Genomic DNA, 26,720 nt, shown 5'->3' with positions numbered 1-26,720 from the left:
CTTAGCCGAACAGGACAGGCTTAGCCGAACAGGACCGCGGCTTCGTCGTACCGGTTTTGCGGGACGGTCTTGAGCTGGCCCAGCGCCTCCTCGAAGGCCACGTGGCGGATGTCAGTGCCCTTGAGCGCCACCATGGTGCCCCAGTAGCCCTCCACCACGGAGTCGATGGCGGCCATGCCCAACCGGGTCGCGAGGACACGGTCGAATGCGGACGGGACGCCGCCGCGCTGGATGTGGCCCAGGATGGTGGCGCGGGTTTCGATGCCGGTCCGGGCTTCGAGTTCGGGTGCGAGCTGGTCGGCGATGCCGCCCAGGCGCGGCCGGCCGAAGGTGTCCAGGCCGCGCTCGGAGTGCGGGCTCTCCATGTGTTCCGGCACGAATCCTTCGGCCACCACCACCAAGGGCGCACGGCCACGGTGCTGGGCTTCCTTGACCCATTCGGTGATCTGCTCGATGCTGACCTTCTGCTCCGGGATAAGAATGGCGTGGGCGCCGGCGGCCATGCCGGCATGCAAGGCGATCCAGCCCACGTGCCGGCCCATCACTTCGGCGATCATGCAGCGGTGGTGCGATTCACCGGTGGTGCGTAGGCGGTCGATGGCCTCGGTGGCAATCTGGACTGCGGTGTCGAAACCGAAGGTGTAGTCGGTGGCGTCAAGGTCGTTGTCCACCGTCTTGGGGACGCCGACGATCTTCAGGCCGGCGTCGGTCAGGCGCTTGGCGGCAGCCAGGGTTCCCTCACCACCGATGGCGATGATCGCGTCGATGCCCAGCCGGTCCATATGGGCCTTGATGGCCTCGGGGCCGCCGCCGTTTTCGAACGGGTTGGTGCGGGAGGTGCCCAAAATGGTGCCGCCCTGCTTGGCGATGCCGCGGACCATGGTGCGGGGGATGTCGATGATGTCGCCCTCCACCACGCCGCGCCAGCCATCGCGGAAGCCGACGAATTCCTGGCCATGGACGGCGATGCCTTTCAGCACCGCGCCTCGGATGACGGCGTTCAATCCGGGGCAGTCGCCACCGCTGGTGAGGATTCCAATTTTCATGTTCGGCTCAAATCCTGGGAGAAGGTTTACAGGCAGAGCGCCACGCTGAGCTCACCTAGAAGTGTAGTGGGGTGTGTGGGGTACGACACAAACCGGTTACATAAGGGTGCGCTGTCAAGAACCGGAGAACAGCGAAAGGCCCCTGCGTGGGCGGAACATCCGCGTCAGGCAGGGGCCTTGGTCCGGTCGGTGGAAGCCGGGTCTGTTTCAGCGCCGGGTCAGGGGCTGGTCAGGGCCGGTTGAGCGACCGGCGGTCCAGGAACGTCTGGAGCAGGATCTCGTTGCGCTGGTCCGGAATGATGATCCATGCCAGGAGGTAGAAGATCACGGCGGGTCCGGGGAGCAGGCAGAACAGCAGGAACGCGATGCGCACGTAGGCTACGTCCACGTTTAGCTGCGCCGCGATGCCACCCAGCACCCCGCCAAGCCAGCGCTGCGGGCCGCGCTTCAGGCCAAAGCCCCTGACAATGCTGAAGAACTTATCCATGGTTCAAGACTTCCCTGTAGTTGGTTCGTTGTCACGTTTCCGCGCGGAGAGCAGGCCGCCCACCACCAAGGCCACGCCCGCCCCGATCATGAGGCCGATCAGGACGTAGGTGCCGTTGAGGGTGACGATGCCCAGTTGCGCCACGATGATCAGTGCCGCCAGTGCCAGGACGATCAGTCCCCACACCACCGTTCCCACCCTGGCAGGTGCCGGGCCCCCGGTGCCCGGTTCCGTCGTCGTAATGTTGCTGCTGTCCATGTCAGTTCCCTTCCTGGATGGTGACGTTGCTGAAGGTGCCGTCGATCTGCACCACCAGGTGGTTGCCCGGCCTGTCCGTGTTGTAGCTGCTTTCGCGGGTGGTGGTGCCGCCGCGCTGGCCGCTTCCTTCGTTCAGGTTGCCCATGGTCATGTCCGCCTTGATATCAACGGGCAGGTTCTGCGGGATCACCACGGTCACGTTGCTGGCGGTGATGTCCAGGGGAACCACGACGTCGGACGTCAGGGGGGCGGTTGGGGAGAGGCCCGTGAGGTCCACGGTTCCGCGGCCAGCGGTGATGTCGATGCCCCCGCGCGCCTCTTCGATGCTTGCCGGGTTCCAGTCCACCTGCTGGAAGCGCATCCGGCCGTCGTCCACCGTGTTGTAGACGCCACCGGTAACAAGGGCGATGACGGCGAAGAGGCTTAGGATGCCCGCGGTCCGGCCGCGGAAGCCCGCCACCAGGATGCCCAGGCCCAGGACCGCGGCCGCGCTGGCCCACACAATGGCGTTTGCGGACCCGCCCAGGTGGATGAGGTTGGCGGCGTCCAGTGCCTTGAGCCCGCCGCCCACCAGCAGGGCGCAGCCGGTTGCGATGGCGACGGCCGGGGCGCCGGGACCGGACGGCCGGGGCTTTGGCGGCCGCGGCGGGACCCACGGGGCGGGGTAGCTGCTTCCGCCGGGTACTCCGCTGCCGGGGCCGCCCGGTGAGCCACCGCCGGGTGCACCTGCGCCGGGGACCCTGCCCGGGGGAACGGTGCCGGCATACCCGCTGCCGGTTCCCGCGCCTGTGGTGCCGTAGCCGCCTTGGCTGGACCCCGTGCCACCGGGATAGGTGGGCGCACTGCCATAGGTAGGCGCCCCGCCGTAGGTAGGCGCACCGCTGCCGGACGCCGAAGGTTGGCCAGGTGCCGGTGCCGGAACCGTGCCGGCGGAGAAGGATGACGTGTAGCCCCTGCCGGAGTGTCCCATGGGGTGGGTCGTACCGTGGACTGGTCCGTGGCCGGCCACAGTGGGGTGGGCCTTGTTGCGCTGGGAGAGGTAGTAGACCAGGTAGATCGCGCCGCCCACCCAGAAGACGGTCCACAGCAGGCCGCTCAGCCCGTTGTGGCTCCACCCCCAGAACCCTCCACCCAGGCCCGTTAGTCCCAGGACGGTGGCGATCAGGGAGCCCGTCATGCCGCTTGACCAGCGCCCGGCGCCGGCTTCCTGCACGTGGATCCTGCCATCCGGCTCCGGAAGGAAGGCCCATGCCAGGCCGTAGAGCAGCACGCCGATGCCGGCCAAGAGGGTCAGGACGATGAAGACGCCGCGGATGATGATGGGGTCCACATTCAGCCGGTGGGCGATGCCGCTGCACACGCCGCCGATCCACCGGTCGTTGCCCCGGTAGATACCGTGACTGCGGATCCAGCCGAAGAAGTCCGTGGAAGGGGCTGGAGGCGGGCTGTTTTGGAAGGCGTATCCGTTGCCGGGAGCAGCGCCGGGGTTCGCATCAGCACCAGGGCCCGAACCTGCACTATCTCCAGCGGAGGGATCCGGCGCAGGCGCAGAGGGCGTCGAATCGGAAGATGCCAGCGGCTCGGTGGGCCGCTCGCTGCCCGTACCTCGCGGCCCTTCAGGGAGAGGTTCGGCAGGGTGTTCGTCGTCGGGGGAGGGAGTCTGCGAGTTCATACCTCGATCCTCCCGTCCGGGCCCGTTGCCGCTCTACTGGGGGAAACCCTGAACCGTCCCTGAGCTGTCCCCGGGAACAGGCCGGATGCGGTCCGGGCCACCCTGATCCGTGCTTGGATTGATCCATGACAACCCTCCCGGCACGCCCGCCCCTGGCACGGAGCAGCGACCGTGTCATCGCCGGGGTGTGTTCGGGCCTGGCCGCTCACCTGGGCTGGCCGGTCAAGAACGTCCGGTTGGGCATGGTTCTCGCCTCCTTCGCTGGCGGTGCAGGCCTGGTCTTCTACGCGTGGCTGTGGATCATGGTTCCCACGGCGGATGAGGCCGCCCGCCGCAATGCCCGCCGCCCGGCGTCGCCCATTGCCCCGGCCGTAAGCCAGCCAATGCCGGGCCAGCCGATTCAGGGCCCGGCCACCCCGGGCTATCCGGCGCAGGGAGCAGCGCTCGACGCCGGGACGCCAACAGGAGCCGACGGTTCCGTCCCTGACGGCCCGGCATCCGCCGCCCCACCATGGTTCCGGGTGCGCGGCATGCGGTACGGCAAGGAAATCCTCCTGGGCTGCGGGCTCCTGCTGGTGGCCGGAATCATGATTGCCCAGCTGCTGGGCGTGGACGTCTCCCTCGGCACGCTGATCCCCGCCGCCGCCGTTCTGGGCGGCGCCTCCATCGCCTGGATGCAACTGGACGAAACCCGGCGCGCCGGACTGGTGGACAAGACCAAGGCGGACCAAGCCGGCGGATGGGGGCGGCTCGCCGCCGGACTGGCCCTGGTGGTGGCCGGCGTGCTGGTGATGGTCTCCGGCTCCGGATCGTGGGAACAGACGTGGCTCGCGCTGCTTGCCTCCGTGGCCGTGCTGGGCGGGGTGGTGCTGGTCCTGCTGCCGTGGGCGCTGAAGTTCTGGCGCGACCTGGAGGCTGAGCGGGCCGGCAGGATCCGGGAGACGGAACGGGCGGAGATCGCTGCCCATCTCCACGATTCCGTGCTGCAGACGCTCGCCCTGATCCAGCGGCGGGCGGGGAATGAGCACGACGTCGTCCGCCTGGCCCGCGCCCAGGAACGTGAGCTGCGGGGCTGGCTGTTCCAGGACCCGGGCCGCGAAAGCGGGCAACTCTCAGACCGCATCAAGGCGGTTGCCGCCGAGGTGGAGGACCTGCTGGGCAACGCCGTGGAGGTGGTCACCGTTGGTGATGCGGCCATGACGGAGGCACACGAAGCCCTGGTCCAGGCCAGCCGCGAGGCTATGCTCAACGCGTCACGCCACGGCGGCGGCACCGTCTCGGTCTACCTTGAGGCTTCGGACGGGCAGGCAGAGATCTTCATCAAGGACAGGGGGCCCGGCTTCGAGCTGGGCGACGTACCGGCGGACCGGCTCGGTGTGCGGGAATCGATTGTTGGCAGGATGAAACGCCACGGTGGTTCGGCTGCCATCCTCAGCACGGGGGACGGCACCGAGGTCCGGCTCAAGCTGCCGGCTGCAGCAGAACATGCGGAAGGGAAATCATGAACACGACCCAGGGGACAGGTGCACCCGGGACAGGTGCCGGAAGCGGCCGCCCCGCTAATTCCGTGCGGGTGGTCATCGTGGATGACCATGCCATCTTCCGGTCCGGCCTGAAAGCCGACCTCGACGCCAGCATCCAGGTGGTGGGGGAGGCCGCCACTGTTGAACAGGCCATCGCCGTGATCGCGGAACAGCGGCCCGACGTCGTCCTCCTGGACGTACACCTGCCCGGCGGCCTTGGCGGCGGCGGCCGGGAAGTCATCGCCGGTTCCGCGGCATTGCTGTCCACCACGCGCTTCCTGGCCCTGAGCGTCTCCGATGCGGCCGAGGACGTGGTGGCCGTGATCCGCGCCGGTGCCCGGGGCTACGTCACCAAGACCATCTCCGGCGCCGAGATCACAGACGCCGTGTTCCGCGTGGCCGGCGGCGATGCCGTCTTTTCGCCCCGCCTTGCCGGGTTCGTCCTGGACGCCTTCGGAACCGCCCCGGCGGACATCGCCGACGATGAACTGGACAAGCTCTCCGCCCGCGAACTCGAGGTGATGCGGCTCATAGCCCGCGGTTACAGCTACAAGGAAGTGGCCAAGGAACTCTTCATCAGCATCAAGACCGTGGAAACCCACGTGTCAGCAGTGCTGCGCAAGCTCCAGCTCTCCAGCCGCCACGAACTGACCAAGTGGGCCGCGGAGCGCCGCCTCCTCTAAACCAAAGTTGCTCCATCACTTTTGGCAGCCATTTTCCCAACGCCCCATCACCTTTGGCGGCTTAAATCCAAACGCCCGCTCACTTTCCCCAAGAAAGTGAGCGGGCGTTTGGTTTGTCCCTGCCAAAAGTGAGCGGGCGTCCTACTGTGCCTTGCCGAGGAAGTCCTGCAGGCGCTGCACACCGGTGGCGAGGTCGTCGTCGCCCAGGGCGTAGGACAGGCGCAGGAAGCCGGAGGGTCCGAAGGCCTCGCCCGGAACCACTGCCACCTCAACCTCGTCGAGGATCAGCGAGGCCAGCTCGGCGGAGGTCTGCGGCGTGGCGGTGCCGGACGCCGTCGGGAATTCCTTGCCCAGCAGCGCGCGGACGTCCGCGTACACGTAGAAGGCGCCCTTCGGCGTCGGGCATTCCACTCCCTCGATCGCGTTCAGGCCGGCGACGATGGCCTTGCGTCGGCGGTCGAAGGCCACCTTCATCTCGTCGACGGCGGTCAGCGGCCCGGAGACAGCGGCGAGGGCGGCTATCTGCATGATGTTGGACACGTTGGAGGTGGCGTGCGACTGCAGGTTGGTGGCCGCCTTGATGACGTCGGTGGGGCCGATCATCCAGCCCACGCGCCAGCCGGTCATGGCATAAGTCTTGGCCACGCCATTGAGGATGACCACCTTGTCGCCCAGTTCCGGGGCAGCGGTGGCGATGGAGGTAAAGGGGACGCCGTCGTAGGTCAGGTGCTCGTAGATCTCGTCCGTGACCACCCACAGGCCCTTGGCGGCGGCCCATTTGCCAATCTCCGCCACCTGTTCCGGGGAGTAGACAGCGCCCGTTGGGTTCGACGGCGAGACGAACAGCAGGATCTTGGTGCGGTCAGTCACGGCTGCTTCGAGCTGGTCGACCGTCACCAGGTAGTCCTGTTCCGGACCGGCGAAGACCTCCACGGGGACGCCGCCGGCAAGCCGGATGGCTTCCGGGTAGGTGGTCCAGAACGGGGCAGGCACAAGGACTTCGTCGCCCGGATCCACCAGGGTGGCGAACGTGTTGTACACGGCCTGCTTGCCGCCGTTGGTCACCAGCACCTGTGACGGGTCAACCTTGTAGCCCGAATCGCGCAGGGTCTTTTCGGCGATGGCCTTCTTCAGCTCGGGCAGCCCGCCGGCGGGGGAGTAGCGGTGGAACTTGGGTTGGCCCGCAGCCTCAATGGCTGCCTGGACGATGTAGTCCGGGGTGGGGAAGTCCGGTTCGCCCGCACCGAAGCCAATCACCGGCCGGCCAGCTGCCTTCAGCGCCTTGGCCTTGGCATCAACGGCCAGGGTTGCGGATTCGGCAATGGCGGAAATGCGTTGGGAAACGCGGGCGGCAGACATGGCAGGTCCGTTCTTCGCTTGCAGCCCGGAGGCTGGAATGTGGATTCGACGATTTCTACTCTATGCTGTTCACCGGACCCTCCGGGGTGCCGGTTTTGATTTATGACTGCCCCGCGCAGCAGGTTTCAGGCCGGTGGTTCGGACGGGCCGGAACGGGCTGGTTTTACCTACGCGAAGTTCTTGCGTAGACTGGTTCACCGGTGTTGAAACACGGATGATGACGTGTGCCCCAGTTCGAACTGGTGTTGGGTCGTCAAAGAGTGGCATTCACTCCATAGGGTAGTGGCGCAATTGGTAGCGCAGCGGTCTCCAAAACCGCAGGTTGCAGGTTCGAGTCCTGTCTGCCCTGCGCAAGCTGTTCCGGGCGAAAGCCCGGAACAGGCGCAGCAACCATGGTTCTGATCAGGGCCGGGTAATCCACCATTGCAAAGATGAGCGAGGACCAGGTGACCGAAACAGCTGCCAGCAGCTCCAAGGGCCGCCCAGCTAAGAAGGAAGCCAAGGCAAGCTTCTTCGCCCGCATTGCACTTTTCGTCCGCCAGATCATCGGCGAACTGAAGAAGGTCGTTGCCCCCACCCGCAAGGAACTGATCAACTACACGCTCGTGGTGCTGGTGTTCGTGGCCATCATGATGGTCATCGTCAGCCTGCTGGACATAGGTTTTGGAACCGCTGTCAGCTGGATCTTCGGCGGTACCGGCTCCAAGGACAGCTAAGGCTGCACGGTCCGCAGGCCGCGTGTTCCGCCCGGGAAACCGGGAAGGATGCACCGGTGTGCGGAATTGAGCCATTTAAATAGGCATGTTAGGCAATGAGGAAGCAGGAGACCAAGTGTCTGAGCAGGAGCTCGAGGTAACCGAGACTGGGCTGGAAGAATCCCCGGACGTCACGGCAGAAGCCGGCGAAGAGTCCGAGGTTGAGTCCTCCGCGCCCGAATCCGACGACGCCGCCTCCGACGTTGCCGACGCAGACGCAGAAGCCGGCGACGAAGAGACCGACGCCCTTGCCGCCGCGGCCGCCACTGCAGCTGCAGACCCGGCCGAGGAATTCAAGGCCAAGCTGCGCCGCCAGGAAGGTGACTGGTACGTCATCCACTCCTACGCCGGTTACGAAAACCGCGTAAAGGCCAACCTTGAAACCCGCATCCAGACCCTGGACATGGAAGATTACATCTTCGAAATCCAGGTTCCCATGGAAGAAGTCGTGGAGATCAAGAACGCCCAGCGCAAGGTGATCAACCGCGTCCGCATCCCCGGCTACGTCCTGGTCCGCATGGACCTGACCGACGCTTCCTGGGGCGCCGTCCGGCACACCCCGGGCGTCACCGGCTTCGTCGGCAACGCACACAACCCGGTCCCGCTGCGCCTAGACGAGGTCTTCTCCATGCTCGCTCCTGTCTTCGAAGAAGAGCAGGCCGAGAAGGGCAAGCCGGTCAACAAGCAGAACCAGGCTCCCGTGGCCGTGGACTTCGAGGTCGGCGAGTCCGTCATCGTCAAGGAAGGCCCGTTCGAGACCCTTCCCGCCACGATCTCCGAGATCAAGCCCGAGTCCCAGACCCTCGTGGTGCTGGTCTCCATCTTCGAGCGCGAAACGCCTGTCACCCTCGCGTTCAACCAGGTCACCAAGATCTGAGAATCCTAGAATTCGTCCCGGCGCCGCCCGCTTAGCGGCACCGGAACGGCCGGCCGCCTTGCCATGGCGGCCAAAAACCTGAGGCACGCTCCTGTGCCCCAGGACGTTATTGAGAGAAGGACCCTACATTGGCTCCCAAGAAGAAGGTCACCGGCCTCATCAAGCTGCAGATCCAGGCAGGTGCCGCCAACCCGGCCCCGCCGATCGGTCCTGCGCTTGGCCAGCACGGTGTCAACATCATGGAATTCTGCAAGGCGTACAACGCTGCAACGGAAGCCCAGCGCGGAAACGTCATCCCCGTGGAAATCACGGTCTACGAGGACCGCTCCTTCACGTTCATTACCAAGACCCCGCCGGCTGCAGAGCTCATCAAGAAGGCTGCAGGCGTTGCCAAGGGTTCATCCACCCCGCACACCGTCAAGGTTGCCAAGCTGACCCAGGCCCAGGTCAACGAGATCGCCTCCACCAAGATGGAAGACCTCAACGCCACCAGCCTCGAAGGCGCAGCGAAGATCATCGCCGGCACCGCCCGCTCCATGGGCATCACCGTCGAGGGCTAGTAGCCCTTACCGCTGTCCAGCGTCAGGTAATTGACGACGACGGGCGGCACCGCCGGGAAACCGGCACCAATAAAATTCAAATGTTGGCCATCCGGCCGGATAACGAACCGGATTGGGCGACTGTGGCAGGGCCCAGCGCGGTCCGCAGACCACAACTGCACAAGGAGAAACAAGCAGCATGGCAAAGCGCAGCAAAGCATATGAGGCAGCAGCCGCCAAGATCGATGCAACCAAGCACTACGCACCGCTCGAGGCAGTAACGCTGGCTAAGGACACCAACCCGTCCAAGTTCGACGCCACCGTTGAGGTTGCTTTCCGCCTCGGCGTCGACCCCCGCAAGGCTGACCAGATGGTCCGCGGCACCGTCAACCTGCCCCACGGCACCGGTAAGACCGCCCGCGTCCTGGTCTTCGCCACGGGCGACAAGGCAGAGGCCGCAATCGCAGCCGGCGCCGACTTCGTTGGCTCCGACGACCTGATCGAAAAGATCGCCGGTGGCTGGACCGACTTCGACGCAGCCGTTGCCACCCCTGACCTCATGGGCAAGGTTGGCCGCCTCGGTAAGGTCCTGGGTCCGCGTAACCTGATGCCGAACCCGAAGACGGGCACCGTGACTCCCGATGTCACCAAGGCCGTCAACGACATCAAAGGTGGCAAGATCGACTTCCGCGTCGACAAGCACTCCAACCTGCACTTCATTATCGGCAAGGTTTCCTTCGACACCGCGAAGCTGGCCGAGAACTACGCAGCAGCCCTGGAAGAGGTTCTTCGCCTCAAGCCGTCCGCTGCCAAGGGCCGCTACATCCAGAAGGCCACCGTGGCCACCACGTTCGGCCCGGGCATCTCCGTGGACCCCAACGTCACCAAGGTGCTCACCGAGGCGTAATCCTTGATTGAAGTTCCCGCCCTGGACTGATTCCGGAGCACCCGAAGACCGTCCCGGCGCAACAGCGCCGGGACGGTCTTCTTTTTGGACCCTTTGATGGTGATTGCCGCCGTCGTCCGTCCGTCTGCCCGGGGAGAAAAAGGGCCGTCGGCGCGCTCGGTCCCGGCATGGAATGCCAGCGGAAACCAGCATATGCTGGCGATAAATACCGCACTTGGATTCAAGCCTGCTGGCTATGAAGGTGAGTGGCACAAACGGCTGGGATGATGCCCGAATGGCAATAGACGTTAAGATCGAGCAGCTCTGGATTCCTGACTCACTGGACACCCCGGACGCTGCCGACTTCCTGGCGGCCGTGGAAGTGGGCCGCAAAGTGCGGATGCAGACCTGGGGAAGTGACGATCTCGCCTACGGTCCGCTCGAGAAGCTGCTGGAGTTCGCGGACCCGTATGAGCGCCAGCTGATCCTGGTGGCAAAGGTGGACGGCGCCATCGTAGGTACGGTGGACATCGCGTTGCCCCTGACCGACCACCTCGACCTGGCCGAGCTCACCCTGGACATCCTGCCGGAGTACCAGCGGCAGGGGGTGGGGCGCCGGCTGCTGGAGGCGGCCGAACACCTGGCCCGGGGCGAAGGCCGCACCATGATCCTGGTGGACACCAACCACCCCGGCGCGTCACTGCACGAGTTCGAGCAGGCCCAGCTTGTCCCCGGGTCAGGCCAGGGGTTCGTGCCGCTGGAGAGCCGGGAAGTGGAGTTCGCCCGGAAGACCGGATACACACTGCAGCACATCGAGCAGTTCAGCTCCTGCCTCCTGCCCCTGGACACCAAGCTGGTGGCTGACCTCCAGGCCGAAGCGGAGGAGGCCAACAACGGCAGGTACCGGTTGCACCACTGGACGGACCGTTGCCCGGAACGCTGGCTGGAGGCCGTGGCGGCCCTTGAAAACCAGGCCGGAGTGGACGTTGACCCGTCGCTGGATGCGCCGATTGAGCAGGACATGGTGTTCGACGCCGGCATCCTCCGGGAGGCGGAGGACGTCGCCATCGCGCAGGGGAGGCGGACGGTGGTCACCGCCGTGGAGCACATCGCCACGGGAACGCTGGTGGGACTGACCACCATCACGGTGCTGGCGCACCGGGCGGACGTCGTGTTCCAGGACGATACCCTGATCCTGCAGGAGCACCGCGGCAACAAGCTGGGCCTGCTGATCAAGGTGGCCAATATGGAACGGCTCAGCGAGCAGTTCCCGGATGCACGCATTATTTACACCTGGAATGCGCCGGAGAACCGGTACCTCCTGACGGTCAACAAGCAGCTCGGTTTCCGGACGGCGGGGGTAACGGGAATCTGGCAAAAAGAGCTTCCAACCCTGCGAACCAGCACCAGTTGAGCGCCGATTTGGCGGACGGGCGGCGCCTCGCGTAAGCTGGGGGTACCAAAGACCGTCGGTTGTTGGAAATCCACTCTCCTGAACATGGCTCAACTCTGTAGTCGTGCGCTGGGGACCACAGTGGCTTTCCGGACGAAGGACCCTCAACGCAGGGCGGCCGGCGCAGGTGAACGAAGCAAAGCTCCGCGGTAAAGCCGTGTTGAGCCAAGCCCCGTGCATCTGCGCGGGGCGTTTTTAGTTTTAGCTCTCTTGAGCGGGGACCGTCGAATACCGGCACTATCCCCGGAAGGAGGGTTATGGCAACGCCTACCAAGGTTTCAGCAGTAGCTGAGATCACTAACGATTTCAAGGAATCGAACGCCGCTGTCCTGACCGAATACCGCGGGCTCACCGTTGCACAGCTCAAGCAGCTGCGTGTTTCTCTCGGCCAGGACACCAAGTTCGCGGTCGTCAAGAACACCCTGACCGCCATTGCAGCCAAGGAAGCCGGCGTCGAAGCATTCGACGGCCAGCTTGCCGGCCCCACTGCAATCGCGTTCATCAAGGGTGACGCAGTTGCCGCTGCCAAGAGCCTGACGGATTTTGCCAAGGCCAACAAGCAGCTGGTCATCAAGACCGGTTACTTCGAGGGCAAGGCGCTGGACGCCAGCGAGGTTGCCGCACTGGCTGCCCTCGAGTCCCGCGAGCTGCAGCTCGCCAAGGTTGCAGGCGTCCTCAAGGCCCCTGCCGCCGCAGCTGCACGCATCATCGACGCACTGCGCCTCAAGCTTGAAGAAGAGAACGGTGCACCGGCAGCTGCCGAAGCGCCCGCCGCTGAAGCTGAAGCTCCCGCTGAAGCTCCCGCTGCCGAAGAGAACTAATTCTCTTACCCCCACCAGACTCCGGTGTTGGTGCGGCCCCGCGCCGTTCCGGCACCACAACAGGAAGGACGCCTACCATGGCGAAGCTCAGCAACGAAGAGCTCATTGAAGCTTTCAAGGAACTGACCATCATCGAGCTCTCCGAGTTCGTCAAGCTCTTCGAAGAGACCTTCGAAGTTACCGCTGCTGCTGTAGCCGTTGCCGGCCCCGCCGGTGGCGGAGCTGCTGAAGAGGTTGAAGAGAAGACCGACTTCGACGTCATCCTCGAATCTGCCGGTGACAAGAAGATCGCAGTCATCAAGGAAGTTCGCGCCATCACCTCCCTCGGCCTCAAGGAAGCCAAGGACCTGGTTGACAGCGCCCCCAAGGCTGTCCTCGAAGGCGCCAACAAGGAAGCTGCCGAGAAGGCCAAGGAGCAGCTCGAGGCTGCAGGCGCCACCGTTACCCTCAAGTAACAACGCCTTTTCCTTCGGAAACCCCGCCCACTGCGAAGCAGTTGGGCGGGGTTTCCTGCTTTAACCCGGTTTCGGCGCTAGCCGGGCTCGCTGATGTCAGCCACCACGGCACCCAGGGCGGCGGTCAGCGCGTCGGCATCGACAAAGGCACTGTAGCCGTGGGCGCCGGCCCCCATGGAGATGCGGCGTCCGGTGATGGTGGCATCCGCGTAGACGGGCCATGCGGTGGTGCTGCCCAGGGGCGTGATGGTTCCGCGCTCGTAGCCAGTCGCCTCCAGCGCCGTTTCGGCCGGTGGAAGCGACAGCTTGTTCACGCCAACCAGTGTGCGCAGCTTGGGCCAGGAGATCTGCCGGTCGCCCGGGATCAGGGCGAACAGGAAGGTCCCGTCCTTGTGCTTGACCACCAGGGATTTGACGATGTCCGCCGGGGTGATGCCCAAGATGCCCGCGGCCTCTTCGAGGCTCTTCGCTGCGGGCCGCTCCACCACCTCGACCTGCAGGCCACGGGCTTCGGCGTCGGCCAGGAACCGTTCCTGTCCAACGCCGTCCGCTCGGCTTCCGGATGCGCCCGCCATCAGTCGCGGTACAGCAGGAGGGCCTCGCCCTGCCCGCCCCCGCCGCAAAGGGATACGGCAGCCTTGCCGGTTCCGCGCCGCTTCAGCTCATGGGCGGCATGGGCGGCCAGTCGGGCTCCGGAGGCGCCGATGGGGTGCCCCAGTGCGATGGCACCGCCGTGGATGTTGCACTTTTCCAGGGGGTAGTCCAGGTCCTTGAGGGACTGGACGGCAACGGAGCCGAAGGCCTCGTTGATCTCGATGAAGTCAAGGTCGGAGGTGCTCCAGCCGGCCTTGCCAAGGGCATTCATGATGGCGTTCGAGGGCTGCGAGTGCAGGGAATTGTCAGGACCGGCAACCTGCCCGGGCTTTCCCACCACCGCCAGGTACTCCAGCCCGTGCTCCTCCGCGTAGCCGCGGGACGCGAGGACCAAGGCGGCAGCCCCGTCCGACAGGGGAGAGGAGTTGCCTGCCGTGATGGTGCCGTCGGTGACGAAGGCCGCGCGCAGGCGGGCCAGCGACTCCACCGACGTATTGGGGCGGACGCCTTCATCTGTATCAACTACCAGCGGATCGCCCTTGCGCTGCTTGACGCTGACAGGTGCGATCTCGCCGTCGAACGTTCCGTTCTTTGCCGCAAGCGCCGCGCGCTGGTGCGACTGGGCCGCTACGTTGTCCTGCGACGTGCGGTCAATGCCCAGCGTGAGGTTCCGCGTCTCGGTGGACAGGCCCATGGACTGTCCGTCAAAGGCGTCGGTCAGGCCGTCGTGGGCGGCAGCGTCCAGCGCCTGGATGGATCCGTAGGTCCAGCCCTGGCGCGATCCGGGCAGCAGGTGCGGGGCCCGGCTCATCGACTCCTGCCCGCCTGCCACCACCACCGCGGCCTCGCCGGCGCGGATCATCCGGGCGGCGTCGATCACCGCGGTCAGGCCGGAAAGGCACACCTTGTTGACCGTTACCGCCGGGACGTTCCATCCGATGCCGGCGCCGATGGCGCTCTGCCGTGCGGGGTTCTGTCCGGCGCCCGCCTGGAGCACCTGCCCCATGATGACCGCCTCCACGTCGGCGGCCTCCACGCCGCTGCCTTCCAGCGCGGCCTTGATGGCGTGGGCACCGAGGTCCACTGCCGTGAGGCTTGAGAGCTGGCCGTTGATCCGGCCCTGCGGAGTCCGTGCCGCCCCGAGGATGACAACGTCGCTGCTGTCAGGAGAGTTGACCATGGTTACCACTTTCAATCCGGTTCCGGTGTAGGCCACCAAGGCTATCGTGAGCCTGGTCACCCATCTATTCAAACGCTGGAACGCCTATGTGCATTCCGGCCTATGTGCATTCCTGGCCGGGGAGCGGTCCCCAATGGCGCATTGTGCACGACGGCGGCCGCTTGCGTAGGGTGGATGGCGAGGCTTGCGGGGGACGCGCTTTGCGGGGAAACCGGCCGGCAGGCGGGACGGACGGAGTGGGGATCGTGAAGAAGACAGTGATAACGGCAGCGGTCGCGGTAGTCGCAGGCTGCGCGCTGGCAGGCTGCTCCGTGTCCACGCCCGCCCCGGCGGAATCGTCCCAGGCCGGCCCGTCTTCTTCGGCCCCGGCCCTCGAAACGAAGGGCAGCAGCCCTTCAGGTACCGGCACGGCAAGCCAGGGCGCCAACGCGGCCGCCACCCGGGAAGCCTGCGAGCTCTTCAACAAGCTGGTGGCGGACTATGGCGCCGTGTCGCCCACCGACTCCAACGGCTACGAGGACGTGTACCTGAAGGCCCAGGACGCAAAGGACACGGTGTCCGGTGACCTTCGGGGACTGTTCAGTTCCCTCGGCCTGCTGGCGCTGGACAAGTCCTCGGCAGCGGAGTCCAGCGGCAAGCCGGCGAAGGAATCCCAGGACGCAGTCAGGGATGCCGTCTTCGCCAACTCCGCGGCGTGCACTGCGGCCGGTGTAACGCTCCGGCTTTGACCTCGGGGGCCCGGGAGGCCTGTGCTGGGAGCCGGATATCCGGTGCTTGCAATCCGACCGGATGTGGGGTAGACAACGAAGGTTGTTTTGCCGTATCGTAGATATTTGCGTCTTCCCTGTTTACCTTCAGCCTTCATATAGCGGTGGGCTTCGCCCGGCAGCTGGCAATCAACGTGCCGTAACAACGGTCACAGCATAGCTAGTTTCGGGTCCCGGGTCATATAGCGGAACCGGATGGTAGCGCTGCGGAGTCACTTCGCAGGGTGCACAGCGGGGGAGATCTGAAAACGCCTGAAGGTCTGTGGAAGGATCCCTCTTGGTCGCCTCGAGCACCTCTAATAACGAAACCGCTAACACTGCCGACAGCACTGATGGTGCCACTCGCCGGCTCTCATTCGCAAAGATTCACGAACCTCTTGACGTTCCGAATCTGCTTGCCCTGCAGACGGACAGCTTTGACTGGCTGGTCGGCAATGAGCGCTGGCAGGCACGCGTGGCAAAGGCTGTCGAAGAAAACGATCTCAGCGTCGCCACCACGTCCGGCCTGTCGGACATCTTCGAAGAGATCTCCCCGATCGAGGATTTCCAGGGCACCATGTCCCTGAGCTTCTCCGATCCGGAGTTCGCTGACCCCAAGTACACCATGGCTGAGTGCAAGGACCGGGACGCCACCTACTCGGCTCCGCTGTACGTCAAGGCCGAGTTCATGAACAACAACACGGGCGAAATCAAGCAGCAGACCGTGTTTATGGGTGACTTCCCGCTGATGACCGAGAAGGGCACCTTCGTCGTCAACGGCACCGAGCGTGTCGTCGTCTCCCAGCTGGTCCGTTCGCCGGGCGCCTACTTCGAGCGTGCCGCTGACAAGACCAGCGACAAGGACATCTTCACCGCCAAGATCATCCCGTCCCGCGGTGCCTGGTTCGAACTCGAAATCGATAAGCGCGACCAGGTCGGTGTCCGCCTCGACCGCAAGCGCAAGCAGTCCGTCACCGTCCTGCTGAAGGCACTTGGCTGGACCGAAGGCCAGATCCTCGAAGAGTTCGGCCAGTACGACTCCATGCGGGCAACCCTGGAGAAGGACGCCACCGAAACCCGCGAAGACGCCCTGCTGGACATCTACCGCAAGCTGCGTCCGGGCGAGCCGCCCACCGTCGAGGCTGCCCAGTCCCTGCTGGACAACCTGTACTTCAACTCCAAGCGCTATGATCTGGCCAAGGTTGGCCGCTACAAGATCAACCGCAAGCTGGGCATCGACCGCTCCCTTGGCGACAAGGAAGCTTCGGTTCTGCACGTTGAAGACATCGTTGCCATGATCAAGTTCCTCGTCGCGCTGCACGCCGGCGAGAAGACCATCAAGGGCACCCGCGATGGCCAGGAAGTGGACTTGCGCGTCGAAATCGACGACATCGACCACTTCGGCAACCGCCGCATCCGCGCCGTGGGCGAGCTCATCGAGAACCAGGTCCGCACCGGCCTGTCCCGTATGGAGCGCGTTGTCCGCGAGCGTATGACCACCCAGGACGTCGAGGCCATCACGCCGCAGACCCTGATCAACATCCGCCCCGTGGTTGCAGCCATCAAGGAGTTCTTCGGAACCTCCCAGCTGTCGCAGTTCATGGACCAGAACAACCCGCTCTCGGGCCTGACCCACAAGCGCCGCCTGTCGGCCCTTGGCCCCGGTGGTCTGTCCCGTGACCGCGCCGGCATGGAAGTCCGTGACGTGCACCCGTCCCACTACGGACGCATGTGCCCCATCGAAACCCCTGAAGGCCCCAACATTGGCCTGATCGGTTCGCTGGCATCCTACGGACGCATCAACCCGTTCGGCTTCATCGAGACCCCGTACCGCCTGGTCAAGGACGGCGTCGTGTCCGACGACGTCCAGTACCTGACGGCCGACGACGAAGCCGAGGTGCTGATCGCCCAGGCCAACGCGCCGCTGGACGAGAACAACAAGTTCGCCGAAGACACTGTCCTCGTGCGTGCCCGTGGTGGTGGAGGCGAGCCCGTCCTGGTTCCGGCCGAGGACGTTGAGTTCATGGACGTTTCCCCGCGCCAGATGGTGTCCGTGGCAACCGCCCTGATCCCGTTCCTGGAGCACGACGACGCCAACCGTGCACTCATGGGCGCCAACATGCAGCGCCAGGCTGTGCCGCTGGTCCGCTCCGAGGCACCCGTTGTGGGTACCGGCATGGAGCGCGCCGCCGCCGTCGACGCCGGTGACGTTGTCATCGCCAAGAAGGCCGGTGTGGTCACCGAGGTTTCCGCCGAGCTCGTCATCATGCTCAACGACGACGGCACCGAGACCAACTACCGCATCAACAAGTTCGCCCGCTCCAACCAGGGCAACTGCTACAACCACCGAGTCCTGGTGAATGAAGGCCAGCGCCTGGAAGTTGGCGGCATCATCGCCGACGGCCCGGCAACGGACCAGGGTGAACTGGCACTCGGCAAGAACCTGCTCGTGGCGTTCATGTCGTGGGAAGGCCACAACTTCGAGGACGCCATCATCCTCTCGCAGCGCATCGTTGCCGAGGATGTCCTTTCCTCCATCCACATCGAGGAGCACGAGATCGATGCCCGCGACACCAAGCTTGGTGCCGAGGAAATCACCCGTGACATCCCCAATGTGTCCGAGGAAGTCCTCGCTGGGCTGGACGAGCGCGGCATCATCCACATCGGTGCCGAGGTTGAAGCAGGGGACATCCTGGTCGGAAAGGTCACCCCGAAGGGTGAAACCGAGCTGACCCCGGAGGAGCGCCTGCTGCGCGCCATCTTCGGCGAGAAGTCCCGCGAAGTGCGCGACACGTCCCTGAAGGTGCCCCACGGCGAGTCCGGCACCGTTATCGGCGTGCGCGTCTTCGACCGCGACAACGACGACGAACTGCCCCCGGGCGTCAACCAGTTGGTCCGCGTCTACGTGGCCGCCAAGCGCAAGATCACCGACGGCGACAAGCTCGCCGGCCGCCACGGCAACAAGGGTGTTATCTCCAAGATCCTCCCGATCGAGGACATGCCCTTCCTTGCCGACGGCACGCCCGTTGACATCGTCCTGAACCCGCTGGGTGTTCCGGGCCGTATGAACGTGGGCCAGGTGCTCGAAACGCACCTCGGCTGGGTTGCCAAGACCGGTTGGAAGATCGAAGGCGAGCCCGAATGGGTCAAGCAGCTGCCTAACCTGCCGCGTGAGAGTGGTCCCACCACTGTTGCAACGCCGGTGTTCGATGGCGCCCGCGAAGAGGAAATCACGGGCCTGCTGGATTCCACCAACGTAACCCGCGATGGTGACCGCCTGATCAACTCGTCTGGCAAGACGCGCCTGTTTGACGGCCGCTCCGGCGAGCCGTTCCCGGATCCGATCTCGGTCGGCTACATGTACATCCTGAAGCTCCACCACCTGGTGGACGACAAGATCCACGCACGCTCCACCGGTCCGTACTCCATGATCACGCAGCAGCCGCTGGGTGGTAAGGCACAGTTCGGTGGCCAGCGCTTCGGTGAAATGGAAGTGTGGGCCCTCGAAGCTTACGGCGCCGCCTACACGCTCCAGGAACTCCTCACGATCAAGTCGGATGACATCCACGGTCGTGTGAAGGTCTACGAAGCGATCGTCAAGGGCGAGAACATCCCCGAGCCGGGCGTTCCCGAATCCTTCAAGGTCTTGATCAAGGAAATGCAGTCGCTGTGCCTGAACGTGGAAGTTCTTTCTACGGACGGAACCACAATTGAAATGCGTGACTCTGATGACGCAGTCTTCACGGCTGCGGAGGAACTGGGCATCGATCTGTCTCGCGCAGAGCCCAGCTCCGTAGAAGAGGTCTAGCAGGCGCCCGTACGACGGCGGGTGGGAACCCGCCGTCGTACGCCGCCTCCCTCATCCCGCACCAAGACTTCAGAATTTAGAGAACAAGAGAGAACAGGGACCATATGTCCAGCGAATCCTCCTTCGGCCTCATGCAGATCGGCCTCGCCACCGCGGAAGACATCCGCGGCTGGTCGTACGGCGAGGTTAAGAAGCCGGAAACCATCAACTACCGCACGCTTAAGCCCGAGAAGGACGGCCTCTTCTGCGAGAAGATCTTCGGCCCGTCCCGCGACTGGGAATGCTACTGCGGCAAGTACAAGCGCGTGCGCTTCAAGGGCATCATCTGTGAGCGCTGTGGCGTCGAAGTCACCCGCGCCAAGGTCCGCCGTGAGCGCATGGGCCACATTGAACTGGCCGCCCCGGTCACGCACATCTGGTACTTCAAGGGTGTTCCGTCCCGCCTGGGCTACCTCCTTGACCTGGCTCCGAAGGACCTCGAAAAGGTCATCTATTTCGCTGCCTACATGATCACCAGCGTTGACGAGGCCGCCCGCCACGAGGAACTGCCCAACCTGCAGGTTGAGCACGACATCGAGAAGAAGCAGCTGATCGACAACCGCGACGCCGATATCGCCGCGATCGCCCGCGACCTCGAAGGCGAAATCGCCCGCCTTGAGGGCGAAGGCGCCAAGGCTGCGGACAAGAAGAAGGCCCGCGACTCCGCCGACCGCCAGATGGCCAACGTCCGCAAGCGTGCCGACGCCGACATCGAACGCCTCGAGCAGGTCTGGGACCGCTTCAAGAACCTGAAGGTCGCCGACCTTGAAGGTGACGAAGGCCTGTACCGCGAACTGCGCGACCGCTACGGCATGTACTTCGAAGGCTCCATGGGTGCCGAAGCCATCAAGAAGCGCCTTGAGAACTTCGACATGCAGGCCGAGTCCGAGGCACTGCGCGACGTCATCGCCAACGGCAAGGGCCAGCGCAAGACCCGTGCCCTCAAGCGCCTGAAGGTGGTCAATGCATTCCTGACCACCAACAACAGCCCGCTTGGCATGGTCCTCGACGCCGTCCCGGTGATCCCGCCGGAACTGCGCCCCATGGTCCAGCTGGACGGTGGCCGCTTTGCGACCTCGGACCTCAACGACCTGTACCGCCGCGTGATCAACCGCAACAACCGCCTCAAGCGCCTGCTTGACCTGGGTGCTCCGGAGATCATCGTCAACAACGAGAAGCGCATGCTTCAGGAAGCTGTTGACAGCCTCTTCGACAACGGCCGCCGCGGCCGTCCGGTCACCGGACCGGGCAACCGTCCGCTGAAGTCCCTGAGCGACATGCTCAAGGGCAAGCAGGGCCGTTTCCGCCAGAACCTCCTCGGCAAGCGCGTCGACTACTCCGGCCGTTCGGTCATCGTCGTCGGCCCGCAGCTGAAGCTGCACCAGTGCGGCCTGCCCAAGCAGATGGCCCTGGAGCTCTTCAAGCCGTTCGTGATGAAGCGCCTGGTTGACCTCAACCACGCCCAGAACATCAAGTCCGCCAAGCGGATGGTGGAGCGCTACCGCCCCCAGGTCTGGGACGTGCTCGAAGAGATCATCACCGAACACCCGGTGCTGCTCAACCGTGCACCTACCCTGCACCGCCTGGGCATCCAGGCGTTCGAGCCGCAGCTTGTTGAAGGCAAGGCAATCCAGCTGCACCCGCTGGTTTGTGGCGCGTTCAACGCCGACTTCGACGGCGACCAGATGGCAGTCCACCTGCCGCTGAGCCCCGAGGCGCAGGCTGAGGCCCGCATCCTGATGCTGTCCTCGAACAACATCCTGAAGCCCTCTGACGGACGCCCGGTCACCCTGCCTTCGCAGGATATGATCATCGGCCTGTACCACCTGACCACCAAGCGCAAGGGTTCAGCTGGTGAAGGCCGCGTGTTCGGTTCGGTCTCGGAAGCCATCATGGCCTTCGACGCCCGCGAGCTGCACCTGAACTCGCAGGTCAAGATCCGCCTTGAAGGCTTCGTCCCGTACGCCGGCTGGGAAGCTCCCGAAGGCTGGGAGCAGGGTCAGCCCGCACTGGTTGAAACCTCCCTGGGCCAGGTCATCTTCAACGAGACCCTGCCCGAGGACTACCCGTGGGTTGAGGCTGTTGCCGACAAGGGCGAACTGTCCCGCATCGTCAACGACCTCGCCGAGCGCTACCCGAAGGTTGTCACCGCTGCAACGTTGGACAACCTGAAGGATGCCGGTTTCTACTGGGCCACCCGTTCAGGCGTCACCGTTGCCATCTCCGACATCGAGGTTCCTGCTGCCAAGCCGGAAATCCTTGCCGGGTACGAAGAGCGCGCCGCCAAGATCCAGGGCCAGTACGACAAGGGCCTGATCGATGACGACGAGCGCCGCCAGGAGCTCATCGAGATCTGGAACAAGGCCACCAACGACATCGCCTCGGTGATGCGTGAGAGCCTGTCCCCGATGAACACCATCAACCGCATGGTGTCCTCCGGTGCACGTGGTAACTGGATGCAGGTCCGCCAGATTGCGGGTATCCGTGGCCTGGTGGCCAACCCGAAGGGTGAGATCATCCCGCGCCCCATCAAGTCCTCCTACCGTGAGGGCCTGTCGGTGCTGGAATACTTCATCGCCACGCACGGTGCCCGTAAGGGCCTCGCCGATACCGCTCTGCGTACCGCCAACTCCGGTTACCTGACCCGTCGTCTGGTGGACGTCTCGCAGGACGTCATCGTCCGTGAAGAGGACTGCGGCACCGAGCGCGGCCTGGTCACGCCCATCGCCGTCGCCGACTCCAACGGTGAGCTGGTCCTGGACGAGAACGTCGAGAACAGCGCTTACGCACGTACGCTGGCTGTCGACGTCGTGGACTCCGAGGGCAACGTCCTCGCAGCCGCCGGCACCGACTGCGGCGACGTGGTTATCGACGAGCTCTTCAAGGCAGGCATCACCGAGGTCAAGGTCCGCTCCGTACTCACCTGTGAGTCCAGCGTCGGCACCTGCGCCCTGTGCTACGGCCGCTCGCTGGCCACCGGCAAGACCGTGGACATCGGCGAGGCCGTGGGCATCATCGCCGCACAGTCCATCGGTGAGCCCGGTACCCAGCTGACCATGCGTACGTTCCACACCGGTGGTGCTGTTTCCGCCGGTGGTGGCGACGACATCACCCAGGGTCTGCCCCGTATCCAGGAGCTCTTCGAAGCCCGCACTCCGAAGGGTGTTGCACCGATTGCTGAAGCAGCCGGCCGCATCACCATCGAAGAGTCCGAGCGCCAGATGCGCCTGGTCATCACCCCGGATGACGGCTCGGAAGAGATCGCCTACCCGGTGCTGCGCCGTTCACGGCTGCTGATCGAAGACGGCGACCACGTCTCCGTCGGCCAGAAGCTGATCAACGGCCCTGTGGACCCCAAGCAGGTCCTGCGCATCATGGGTCCGCGTGCGGCGCAGAAGTTCCTGGTGGACGAAGTCCAGGGCGTGTACCGCAGCCAGGGCATCGGTATCCACGACAAGCACGTCGAGGTTATCGTCCGCCAGATGCTGCGCCGCGTCACGGTCATCGAGTCCGGCGAATCCGACCTGCTGCCCGGCGAGCTCGCCGAGCGCAGCCGGTTCGAGGAAGCCAACCGCCGTGTTGTGTCCGAGGGCAAGACTCCGGCTTCCGGGCGTCCTGAACTCATGGGCATCACCAAGGCGTCGCTCGCCACCGAGTCCTGGCTGTCCGCAGCTTCCTTCCAGGAGACCACCCGCGTCCTGACGCAGGCGGCCATGGAAGGCAAGAGCGATCCGCTGCTGGGCCTCAAGGAGAACGTCATCATCGGTAAGCTGATCCCGGCCGGCACGGGCCTCCCGCGCTACACCGAGGTCACCGTCGAGCCCACTGAAGAAGCAAAGGCCAACCTGTTCACCGGCCCCAGCGCTTTCAGTGACTTCTCGTACGACACCCTGGGCGGTGACGGAGCTCCCGAGTTCCACGCCATCCCCCTGGATGACTACGACCTGGGCAACGACTTCCGGTAACGGGCAGGGCGGTCCCTTTCGTGTCGCGTTCCGCGCCACGTAGGGACCCTCCGCCCCGCCTTAGGACGTAGAGGAATGGTCCCGCACCGCAAGGTGGGGGACCATCCCCGTTTAAGCCGGGGGAGTGCCCCGATTAAGGCATGGAGCCTGTCCGTGCTAGACTTGTTACCAATTGTTATTGTGGCAGTGGATGAGAGCGCCGGTATCAGCTGAAAGGCTGGACCAGAGCGACGTTTCCGGTTTGCAGGGTTCTTGTGCAACGTATGCCACATTTTTGCATGCCTAGGGAACTGCAGGAATGTACGTTTCGTCCCGGTATGCGATCCGACTATTAAGGCTTCGCCTTCGCCGCCATGGAGATTCCCTTCAGGGCCCGGGCGGCGGGGCAACGCAACAGGAGAGTGGCCGGAAACAGCCACTCCGGATAAAACGGAGAACACGAGAGTGCCTACGATTAACCAGCTGGTCCGCAAGGGCCGCACGCCTAAGGTCTCAAAGACCAAGGCTCCCGCGCTTAAGGGCAGCCCCATGCGCCGCGGTGTCTGCACCCGCGTCTACACCACCACCCCGAAGAAGCCGAACTCGGCTCTGCGTAAGGTGGCACGTGTGCGCCTCAACGGCGGCGTGGAAGTTACCGCCTACATCCCCGGTGTTGGCCACAACCTGCAGGAGCACTCCATTGTGCTCGTTCGCGGTGGTCGTGTGAAGGACCTCCCGGGTGTCCGCTACAAGATCGTCCGTGGCGCCCTCGATACCCAGGGTGTGAAGAACCGTAAGCAGGCCCGCAGCCGCTACGGCGCAAAGATGGAGAAGAAGTAATATGCCTCGCAAGGGTCCGGCCCCCAAGCGGCCGCTCGTTTCGGATCCGGTATACGGTTCCCCGCTGGTAACCCAGCTCATCAACAAGGTGCTCGTTGACGGCAAGAAGTCCACGGCAGAGCGCATTGTCTACGGTGCACTCGAAGGCGCCCGCGCCAAGTCCGGCGGCGACCCCGTTGCAGCCCTCAAGAAGGCCATGGACAACGTCAAGCCTTCCCTCGAGGTCCGCTCCCGCCGTGTCGGTGGCGCAACCTACCAGGTTCCGGTTGAGGTCAAGCCGGGCCGCTCCACCGCACTCGCTCTGCGGTGGCTGGTTGGCTACTCCAAGGCCCGCCGCGAAAAGACGATGACCGAACGCCTCCAGAACGAAATCCTGGATGCGTCCAACGGTCTCGGTGCCGCTGTGAAGCGTCGCGAAGACACCCACAAGATGGCCGAGTCCAACAAGGCCTTCGCACACTACCGCTGGTAATACTCCCCGGGCGCCGCCGGCTCAACAGAGCCGGCGGCGAACGTGTAGTCCATCCCAAAAGGAGACCCCGTGGCACAGGACGTGCTTACCGACCTTAGTAAGGTCCGCAACATCGGCATCATGGCCCACATTGATGCCGGCAAGACCACCACAACCGAGCGCATCCTGTTCTACACGGGTGTGAACCACAAGATCGGCGAAACGCACGACGGCGCTTCGACCACCGACTGGATGGAACAGGAAAAGGAACGCGGCATCACCATCACGTCTGCCGCCGTGACCTGCTTCTGGGAAAACAACCAGATCAACATCATCGACACCCCGGGCCACGTGGACTTCACGGTTGAGGTTGAGCGCTCCCTGCGCGTCCTCGACGGTGCAGTTGCCGTCTTCGATGGCAAGGAAGGCGTTGAGCCGCAGTCGGAGACCGTGTGGCGCCAAGCTGACAAGTACAACGTCCCCCGTATCTGCTTCGTCAACAAGATGGACAAGCTCGGTGCTGACTTCTACTTCACCGTAGACACCATCATCAGCCGCCTCGGTGCCAAGCCGCTGGTCATGCAGCTGCCCATCGGTGCCGAGAACGACTTCATCGGCGTCGTCGACCTGCTTTACATGCGTGCCCTGGTGTGGCCCGGCGATGCCAAGGGTGACGTCACCATGGGTGCCAAGTACGAGATCCGCGAGATCCCGGCCGACCTCCAGGAAAAGGCCGAGGAATACCGGTCGAACCTCGTTGAGACCGTCGCCGAGTCTTCCGAAGAACTCATGGAGAAGTACCTCGAGGGCGAAGAGATCTCGATCGACGAGCTCAAGGCCGGCATCCGCAAGATGACCATCAACTCTGAGCTCTACCCGATCTTCTGCGGCTCCGCCTTCAAGAACCGTGGCGTTCAGCCGATGCTCGATGCAGTTGTGGACTACCTGCCCAACCCGCTCGACGTCCCCCCGATGGTCGGCCACGATCCCCGCGACGAAGAGAAGGAACTGACGCGCAAGCCTTCCGCCGAGGAGCCGTTCTCGGCTCTGGCGTTCAAGATTGCAGCACACCCCTTCTTCGGTCAGCTCACCTTCATCCGCGTGTACTCCGGTCACGTGGAAGCAGGCGCCCAGGTGGTCAACTCCACCAAGGGCAAGAAGGAGCGCATCGGCAAGCTGTTCCAGATGCACGCCAACAAGGAAATGCCCGTTGAGGGCGCTACCGCCGGCCATATCTACGCAGCCATCGGCCTGAAGGACACCACCACGGGTGACACCCTGTGTGATGCCAACAACCAGATCGTGCTTGAGTCCATGAGCTTCCCGGAGCCCGTGATCTCGGTTGCCATCGAGCCGAACACCAAGGGTGACCAGGAGAAGCTCTCCACGGCCATCCAGAAGCTCTCCGCTGAGGACCCCACCTTCCAGGTGTCCCTCAACGAAGACACCGGCCAGACCATCATCGCCGGCATGGGCGAGCTCCACCTGGATATCTTGGTGGACCGCATGCGCCGCGAATTCAAGGTCGAGGCAAACGTGGGCAAGCCCCAGGTTGCCTACCGCGAGACCATCAAGCGCGCTGTCGAACGCCACGACTACACGCACAAGAAGCAGACCGGTGGTTCGGGCCAGTTCGCAAAGATCCAGATCGCCATCGAGCCGCTGGACACCGCCGAGGGCGAGCTGTACGAGTTCGAGAACAAGGTCACCGGTGGCCGTGTTCCGCGCGAGTACATTCCGTCCGTTGACGCGGGCATCCAGGACGCACTGAACGATGGCGTCCTGGCTGGCTACCCGGTTGTCGGCATCAAGGCAACGCTGATTGACGGCGCATACCACGATGTTGACTCCTCGGAAATGGCGTTCAAGATCGCCGGCCGTATGGCTTTCAAGGAAGCTGCACGCAAGGCGAACCCGGTTCTGCTCGAACCGCTGATGGATGTCGAGGTCCGCACCCCTGAGGAATACATGGGTGAAGTTATCGGTGACCTCAACTCCCGTCGTGGCCAGATGCAGTCCATGGAAGATGCACAGGGCGTCAAGGTCATCCGTGCGCACGTTCCGCTGTCCGGCATGTTCGGCTACATCGGTGACCTGCGCTCCAAGACCCAGGGCCGTGCTGTGTACTCCATGACGTTCAACAGCTACGCCGAGGTCCCGAAGGCTGTCGCCGACGAGATCATCCAGAAGTCCCGCGGCGAGTAGTCCTTTCCGGACTTTCAAAGCGAACACCCCGGGTACGGCGGCCTCCAAGGTCAACGAATCCGGTGCAGGGGGCCGGCCGGTCCAGGCCGGCCGCCTGCA

Annotated in this window: 22 protein-coding genes, 1 tRNA gene and 1 pseudogene; 17 read left to right on the top strand and 7 right to left on the bottom strand. The window is 64.4% G+C overall.

Features of this window, described 5'->3' with window-relative positions; genetic code table 11:
- Positions 1-20: 20 nt before the first annotated feature.
- The 4 genes from ACFO0G_RS02855 to ACFO0G_RS02840 all read right to left on the bottom strand — a co-directional run bounded on the left by ACFO0G_RS02855 (position 21) and on the right by ACFO0G_RS02840 (position 3,463).
- Positions 21-1,046: an ATP-dependent 6-phosphofructokinase gene (locus ACFO0G_RS02855; protein ID WP_236799129.1), complete on the bottom strand. Its 1,026-nt coding sequence runs from the start codon at positions 1,044-1,046 to the stop codon at positions 21-23.
- A 229-nt stretch (positions 1,047-1,275) separates the two neighbouring features.
- Positions 1,276-1,533 (bottom strand): PspC domain-containing protein, encoded by a 258-nt coding sequence (locus tag ACFO0G_RS02850; RefSeq protein ID WP_142133071.1) that lies wholly within the window; start codon positions 1,531-1,533, stop codon positions 1,276-1,278.
- Between the two features lie 3 nt (positions 1,534-1,536).
- A complete protein-coding gene (locus tag ACFO0G_RS02845) occupies positions 1,537-1,791 on the bottom strand; it encodes a hypothetical protein (RefSeq protein ID WP_286398242.1) in 255 nt (84 codons plus the stop codon).
- A gap of 1 nt (position 1,792) precedes the next feature.
- Complete coding sequence (locus tag ACFO0G_RS02840; protein WP_376976352.1) at positions 1,793-3,463, bottom strand: PspC domain-containing protein; 1,671 nt, start codon at positions 3,461-3,463, stop codon at positions 1,793-1,795.
- A 125-nt stretch (positions 3,464-3,588) separates the two neighbouring features.
- Between ACFO0G_RS02840 and ACFO0G_RS02835 the strand changes: the two genes are divergently transcribed.
- Both ACFO0G_RS02835 and ACFO0G_RS02830 read left to right on the top strand, forming a co-directional pair.
- Positions 3,589-4,968 carry an ATP-binding protein gene (locus ACFO0G_RS02835; protein ID WP_376976351.1) on the top strand — a complete coding sequence of 460 codons (1,380 nt, stop codon included), beginning with the start codon at positions 3,589-3,591 and terminating at the stop codon, positions 4,966-4,968.
- On the top strand, positions 4,965-5,669 hold the full coding sequence (locus ACFO0G_RS02830) for a LuxR C-terminal-related transcriptional regulator (protein ID WP_286398238.1): 705 nt from the start codon (positions 4,965-4,967) through the stop codon (positions 5,667-5,669). Before ACFO0G_RS02835 ends, ACFO0G_RS02830 begins: the two co-directional genes overlap by 4 nt.
- 141 nt (positions 5,670-5,810) lie before the next feature.
- On the opposite strand, the gene ACFO0G_RS02825 is transcribed toward ACFO0G_RS02830, so the two are convergent.
- Positions 5,811-7,028: a pyridoxal phosphate-dependent aminotransferase gene (locus ACFO0G_RS02825; RefSeq protein WP_286398236.1), complete on the bottom strand. Its 1,218-nt coding sequence runs from the start codon at positions 7,026-7,028 to the stop codon at positions 5,811-5,813.
- A 276-nt stretch (positions 7,029-7,304) separates the two neighbouring features.
- Here ACFO0G_RS02825 and ACFO0G_RS02820 point away from each other — a divergent pair.
- The 9 genes and pseudogenes from ACFO0G_RS02820 to rplL all read left to right on the top strand — a co-directional run bounded on the left by ACFO0G_RS02820 (position 7,305) and on the right by rplL (position 12,814).
- Positions 7,305-7,377 (top strand) — tRNA-Trp (locus ACFO0G_RS02820).
- An 82-nt stretch (positions 7,378-7,459) separates the two neighbouring features.
- Entirely contained in the window at positions 7,460-7,744 is a 285-nt protein-coding gene (gene secE, locus ACFO0G_RS02815; RefSeq protein WP_286398234.1) for a preprotein translocase subunit SecE, read from the top strand.
- Positions 7,745-7,859: 115 nt separating this feature from the next.
- The gene (gene nusG, locus ACFO0G_RS02810; RefSeq protein ID WP_142133077.1) at positions 7,860-8,660 is read left to right on the top strand and encodes a transcription termination/antitermination protein NusG; all 801 of its coding nucleotides are present in this window, start codon (positions 7,860-7,862) and stop codon (positions 8,658-8,660) included.
- A gap of 128 nt (positions 8,661-8,788) precedes the next feature.
- Positions 8,789-9,220 (top strand): 50S ribosomal protein L11, encoded by a 432-nt coding sequence (rplK, locus tag ACFO0G_RS02805; protein ID WP_018760472.1) that lies wholly within the window; start codon positions 8,789-8,791, stop codon positions 9,218-9,220.
- A 178-nt stretch (positions 9,221-9,398) separates the two neighbouring features.
- On the top strand, positions 9,399-10,106 hold the full coding sequence (gene rplA / locus ACFO0G_RS02800) for a 50S ribosomal protein L1 (protein WP_286398230.1): 708 nt from the start codon (positions 9,399-9,401) through the stop codon (positions 10,104-10,106).
- Positions 10,107-10,241: 135 nt separating this feature from the next.
- Positions 10,242-10,373 (top strand): annotated as a pseudogene (locus ACFO0G_RS02795) (GNAT family N-acetyltransferase); the annotation flags it as partial.
- Positions 10,374-10,380: 7 nt separating this feature from the next.
- Complete coding sequence (locus ACFO0G_RS02790; protein WP_376976350.1) at positions 10,381-11,499, top strand: GNAT family N-acetyltransferase; 1,119 nt, start codon at positions 10,381-10,383, stop codon at positions 11,497-11,499.
- A gap of 296 nt (positions 11,500-11,795) precedes the next feature.
- The gene (gene rplJ / locus ACFO0G_RS02785; RefSeq protein ID WP_376976349.1) at positions 11,796-12,359 is read left to right on the top strand and encodes a 50S ribosomal protein L10; all 564 of its coding nucleotides are present in this window, start codon (positions 11,796-11,798) and stop codon (positions 12,357-12,359) included.
- 77 nt (positions 12,360-12,436) lie between these two features.
- Complete coding sequence (rplL, locus tag ACFO0G_RS02780; protein ID WP_018760467.1) at positions 12,437-12,814, top strand: 50S ribosomal protein L7/L12; 378 nt, start codon at positions 12,437-12,439, stop codon at positions 12,812-12,814.
- A 77-nt stretch (positions 12,815-12,891) separates the two neighbouring features.
- On the opposite strand, the gene ACFO0G_RS02775 is transcribed toward rplL, so the two are convergent.
- Positions 12,892-13,389, bottom strand: a complete 498-nt coding sequence (locus ACFO0G_RS02775) for an aminoacyl-tRNA deacylase (RefSeq protein WP_286398227.1) — start codon at positions 13,387-13,389, stop codon at positions 12,892-12,894.
- Entirely contained in the window at positions 13,389-14,588 is a 1,200-nt protein-coding gene (locus ACFO0G_RS02770) for an acetyl-CoA C-acetyltransferase (protein WP_286404517.1), read from the bottom strand. Before ACFO0G_RS02770 ends, ACFO0G_RS02775 begins: the two co-directional genes overlap by 1 nt.
- A gap of 245 nt (positions 14,589-14,833) precedes the next feature.
- Between ACFO0G_RS02770 and ACFO0G_RS02765 the strand changes: the two genes are divergently transcribed.
- The 6 genes from ACFO0G_RS02765 to fusA all read left to right on the top strand — a co-directional run bounded on the left by ACFO0G_RS02765 (position 14,834) and on the right by fusA (position 26,621).
- Complete coding sequence (locus ACFO0G_RS02765; RefSeq protein WP_286398225.1) at positions 14,834-15,316, top strand: hypothetical protein; 483 nt, start codon at positions 14,834-14,836, stop codon at positions 15,314-15,316.
- A gap of 316 nt (positions 15,317-15,632) precedes the next feature.
- Positions 15,633-19,142: a DNA-directed RNA polymerase subunit beta gene (gene rpoB / locus ACFO0G_RS02760; RefSeq protein ID WP_236799115.1), complete on the top strand. Its 3,510-nt coding sequence runs from the start codon at positions 15,633-15,635 to the stop codon at positions 19,140-19,142.
- Between the two features lie 104 nt (positions 19,143-19,246).
- The gene (locus tag ACFO0G_RS02755; protein ID WP_142133083.1) at positions 19,247-23,146 is read left to right on the top strand and encodes a DNA-directed RNA polymerase subunit beta'; all 3,900 of its coding nucleotides are present in this window, start codon (positions 19,247-19,249) and stop codon (positions 23,144-23,146) included.
- A gap of 444 nt (positions 23,147-23,590) precedes the next feature.
- Positions 23,591-23,965 carry a 30S ribosomal protein S12 gene (rpsL, locus tag ACFO0G_RS02750; RefSeq protein WP_009358312.1) on the top strand — a complete coding sequence of 125 codons (375 nt, stop codon included), beginning with the start codon at positions 23,591-23,593 and terminating at the stop codon, positions 23,963-23,965.
- A 1-nt stretch (position 23,966) separates the two neighbouring features.
- Positions 23,967-24,437: a 30S ribosomal protein S7 gene (gene rpsG / locus ACFO0G_RS02745; RefSeq protein ID WP_003803829.1), complete on the top strand. Its 471-nt coding sequence runs from the start codon at positions 23,967-23,969 to the stop codon at positions 24,435-24,437.
- A 69-nt stretch (positions 24,438-24,506) separates the two neighbouring features.
- On the top strand, positions 24,507-26,621 hold the full coding sequence (gene fusA, locus ACFO0G_RS02740) for an elongation factor G (protein WP_286398223.1): 2,115 nt from the start codon (positions 24,507-24,509) through the stop codon (positions 26,619-26,621).
- Positions 26,622-26,720 lie beyond the last annotated feature (99 nt).

It is taken from the genome of Arthrobacter sedimenti (genome assembly GCF_042652025.1).
Classification (GTDB): Bacteria; Actinomycetota; Actinomycetes; order Actinomycetales; family Micrococcaceae; genus Arthrobacter; species Arthrobacter sedimenti.
This window is presented reverse-complemented; position numbering and strand designations above follow the sequence as displayed.

Excerpts from the sequence above, each read along its gene's own strand:
- ACFO0G_RS02855 (WP_236799129.1), bottom strand. The coding sequence starts at position 1,046 with ATGAAAATTGGAATCCTCACCAGCGGTGGCGACTGCCCCGGATTGAAC.
- ACFO0G_RS02850 (WP_142133071.1), bottom strand. The coding sequence starts at position 1,533 with ATGGATAAGTTCTTCAGCATTGTCAGGGGCTTTGGCCTGAAGCGCGGC.
- ACFO0G_RS02845 (WP_286398242.1), bottom strand. The coding sequence starts at position 1,791 with ATGGACAGCAGCAACATTACGACGACGGAACCGGGCACCGGGGGCCCG.
- ACFO0G_RS02840 (WP_376976352.1), bottom strand. The coding sequence starts at position 3,463 with ATGAACTCGCAGACTCCCTCCCCCGACGACGAACACCCTGCCGAACCT.
- ACFO0G_RS02835 (WP_376976351.1), top strand. The coding sequence starts at position 3,589 with ATGACAACCCTCCCGGCACGCCCGCCCCTGGCACGGAGCAGCGACCGT.
- ACFO0G_RS02830 (WP_286398238.1), top strand. The coding sequence starts at position 4,965 with ATGAACACGACCCAGGGGACAGGTGCACCCGGGACAGGTGCCGGAAGC.
- ACFO0G_RS02825 (WP_286398236.1), bottom strand. The coding sequence starts at position 7,028 with ATGTCTGCCGCCCGCGTTTCCCAACGCATTTCCGCCATTGCCGAATCC.
- secE (WP_286398234.1), top strand. The coding sequence starts at position 7,460 with ATGAGCGAGGACCAGGTGACCGAAACAGCTGCCAGCAGCTCCAAGGGC.
- rplA (WP_286398230.1), top strand. The coding sequence starts at position 9,399 with ATGGCAAAGCGCAGCAAAGCATATGAGGCAGCAGCCGCCAAGATCGAT.
- ACFO0G_RS02790 (WP_376976350.1), top strand. The coding sequence starts at position 10,381 with ATGGCAATAGACGTTAAGATCGAGCAGCTCTGGATTCCTGACTCACTG.
- rplJ (WP_376976349.1), top strand. The coding sequence starts at position 11,796 with ATGGCAACGCCTACCAAGGTTTCAGCAGTAGCTGAGATCACTAACGAT.
- rplL (WP_018760467.1), top strand. The coding sequence starts at position 12,437 with ATGGCGAAGCTCAGCAACGAAGAGCTCATTGAAGCTTTCAAGGAACTG.
- ACFO0G_RS02775 (WP_286398227.1), bottom strand. The coding sequence starts at position 13,389 with ATGGCGGGCGCATCCGGAAGCCGAGCGGACGGCGTTGGACAGGAACGG.
- ACFO0G_RS02770 (WP_286404517.1), bottom strand. The coding sequence starts at position 14,588 with ATGGTCAACTCTCCTGACAGCAGCGACGTTGTCATCCTCGGGGCGGCA.
- ACFO0G_RS02755 (WP_142133083.1), top strand. The coding sequence starts at position 19,247 with ATGTCCAGCGAATCCTCCTTCGGCCTCATGCAGATCGGCCTCGCCACC.
- rpsG (WP_003803829.1), top strand. The coding sequence starts at position 23,967 with ATGCCTCGCAAGGGTCCGGCCCCCAAGCGGCCGCTCGTTTCGGATCCG.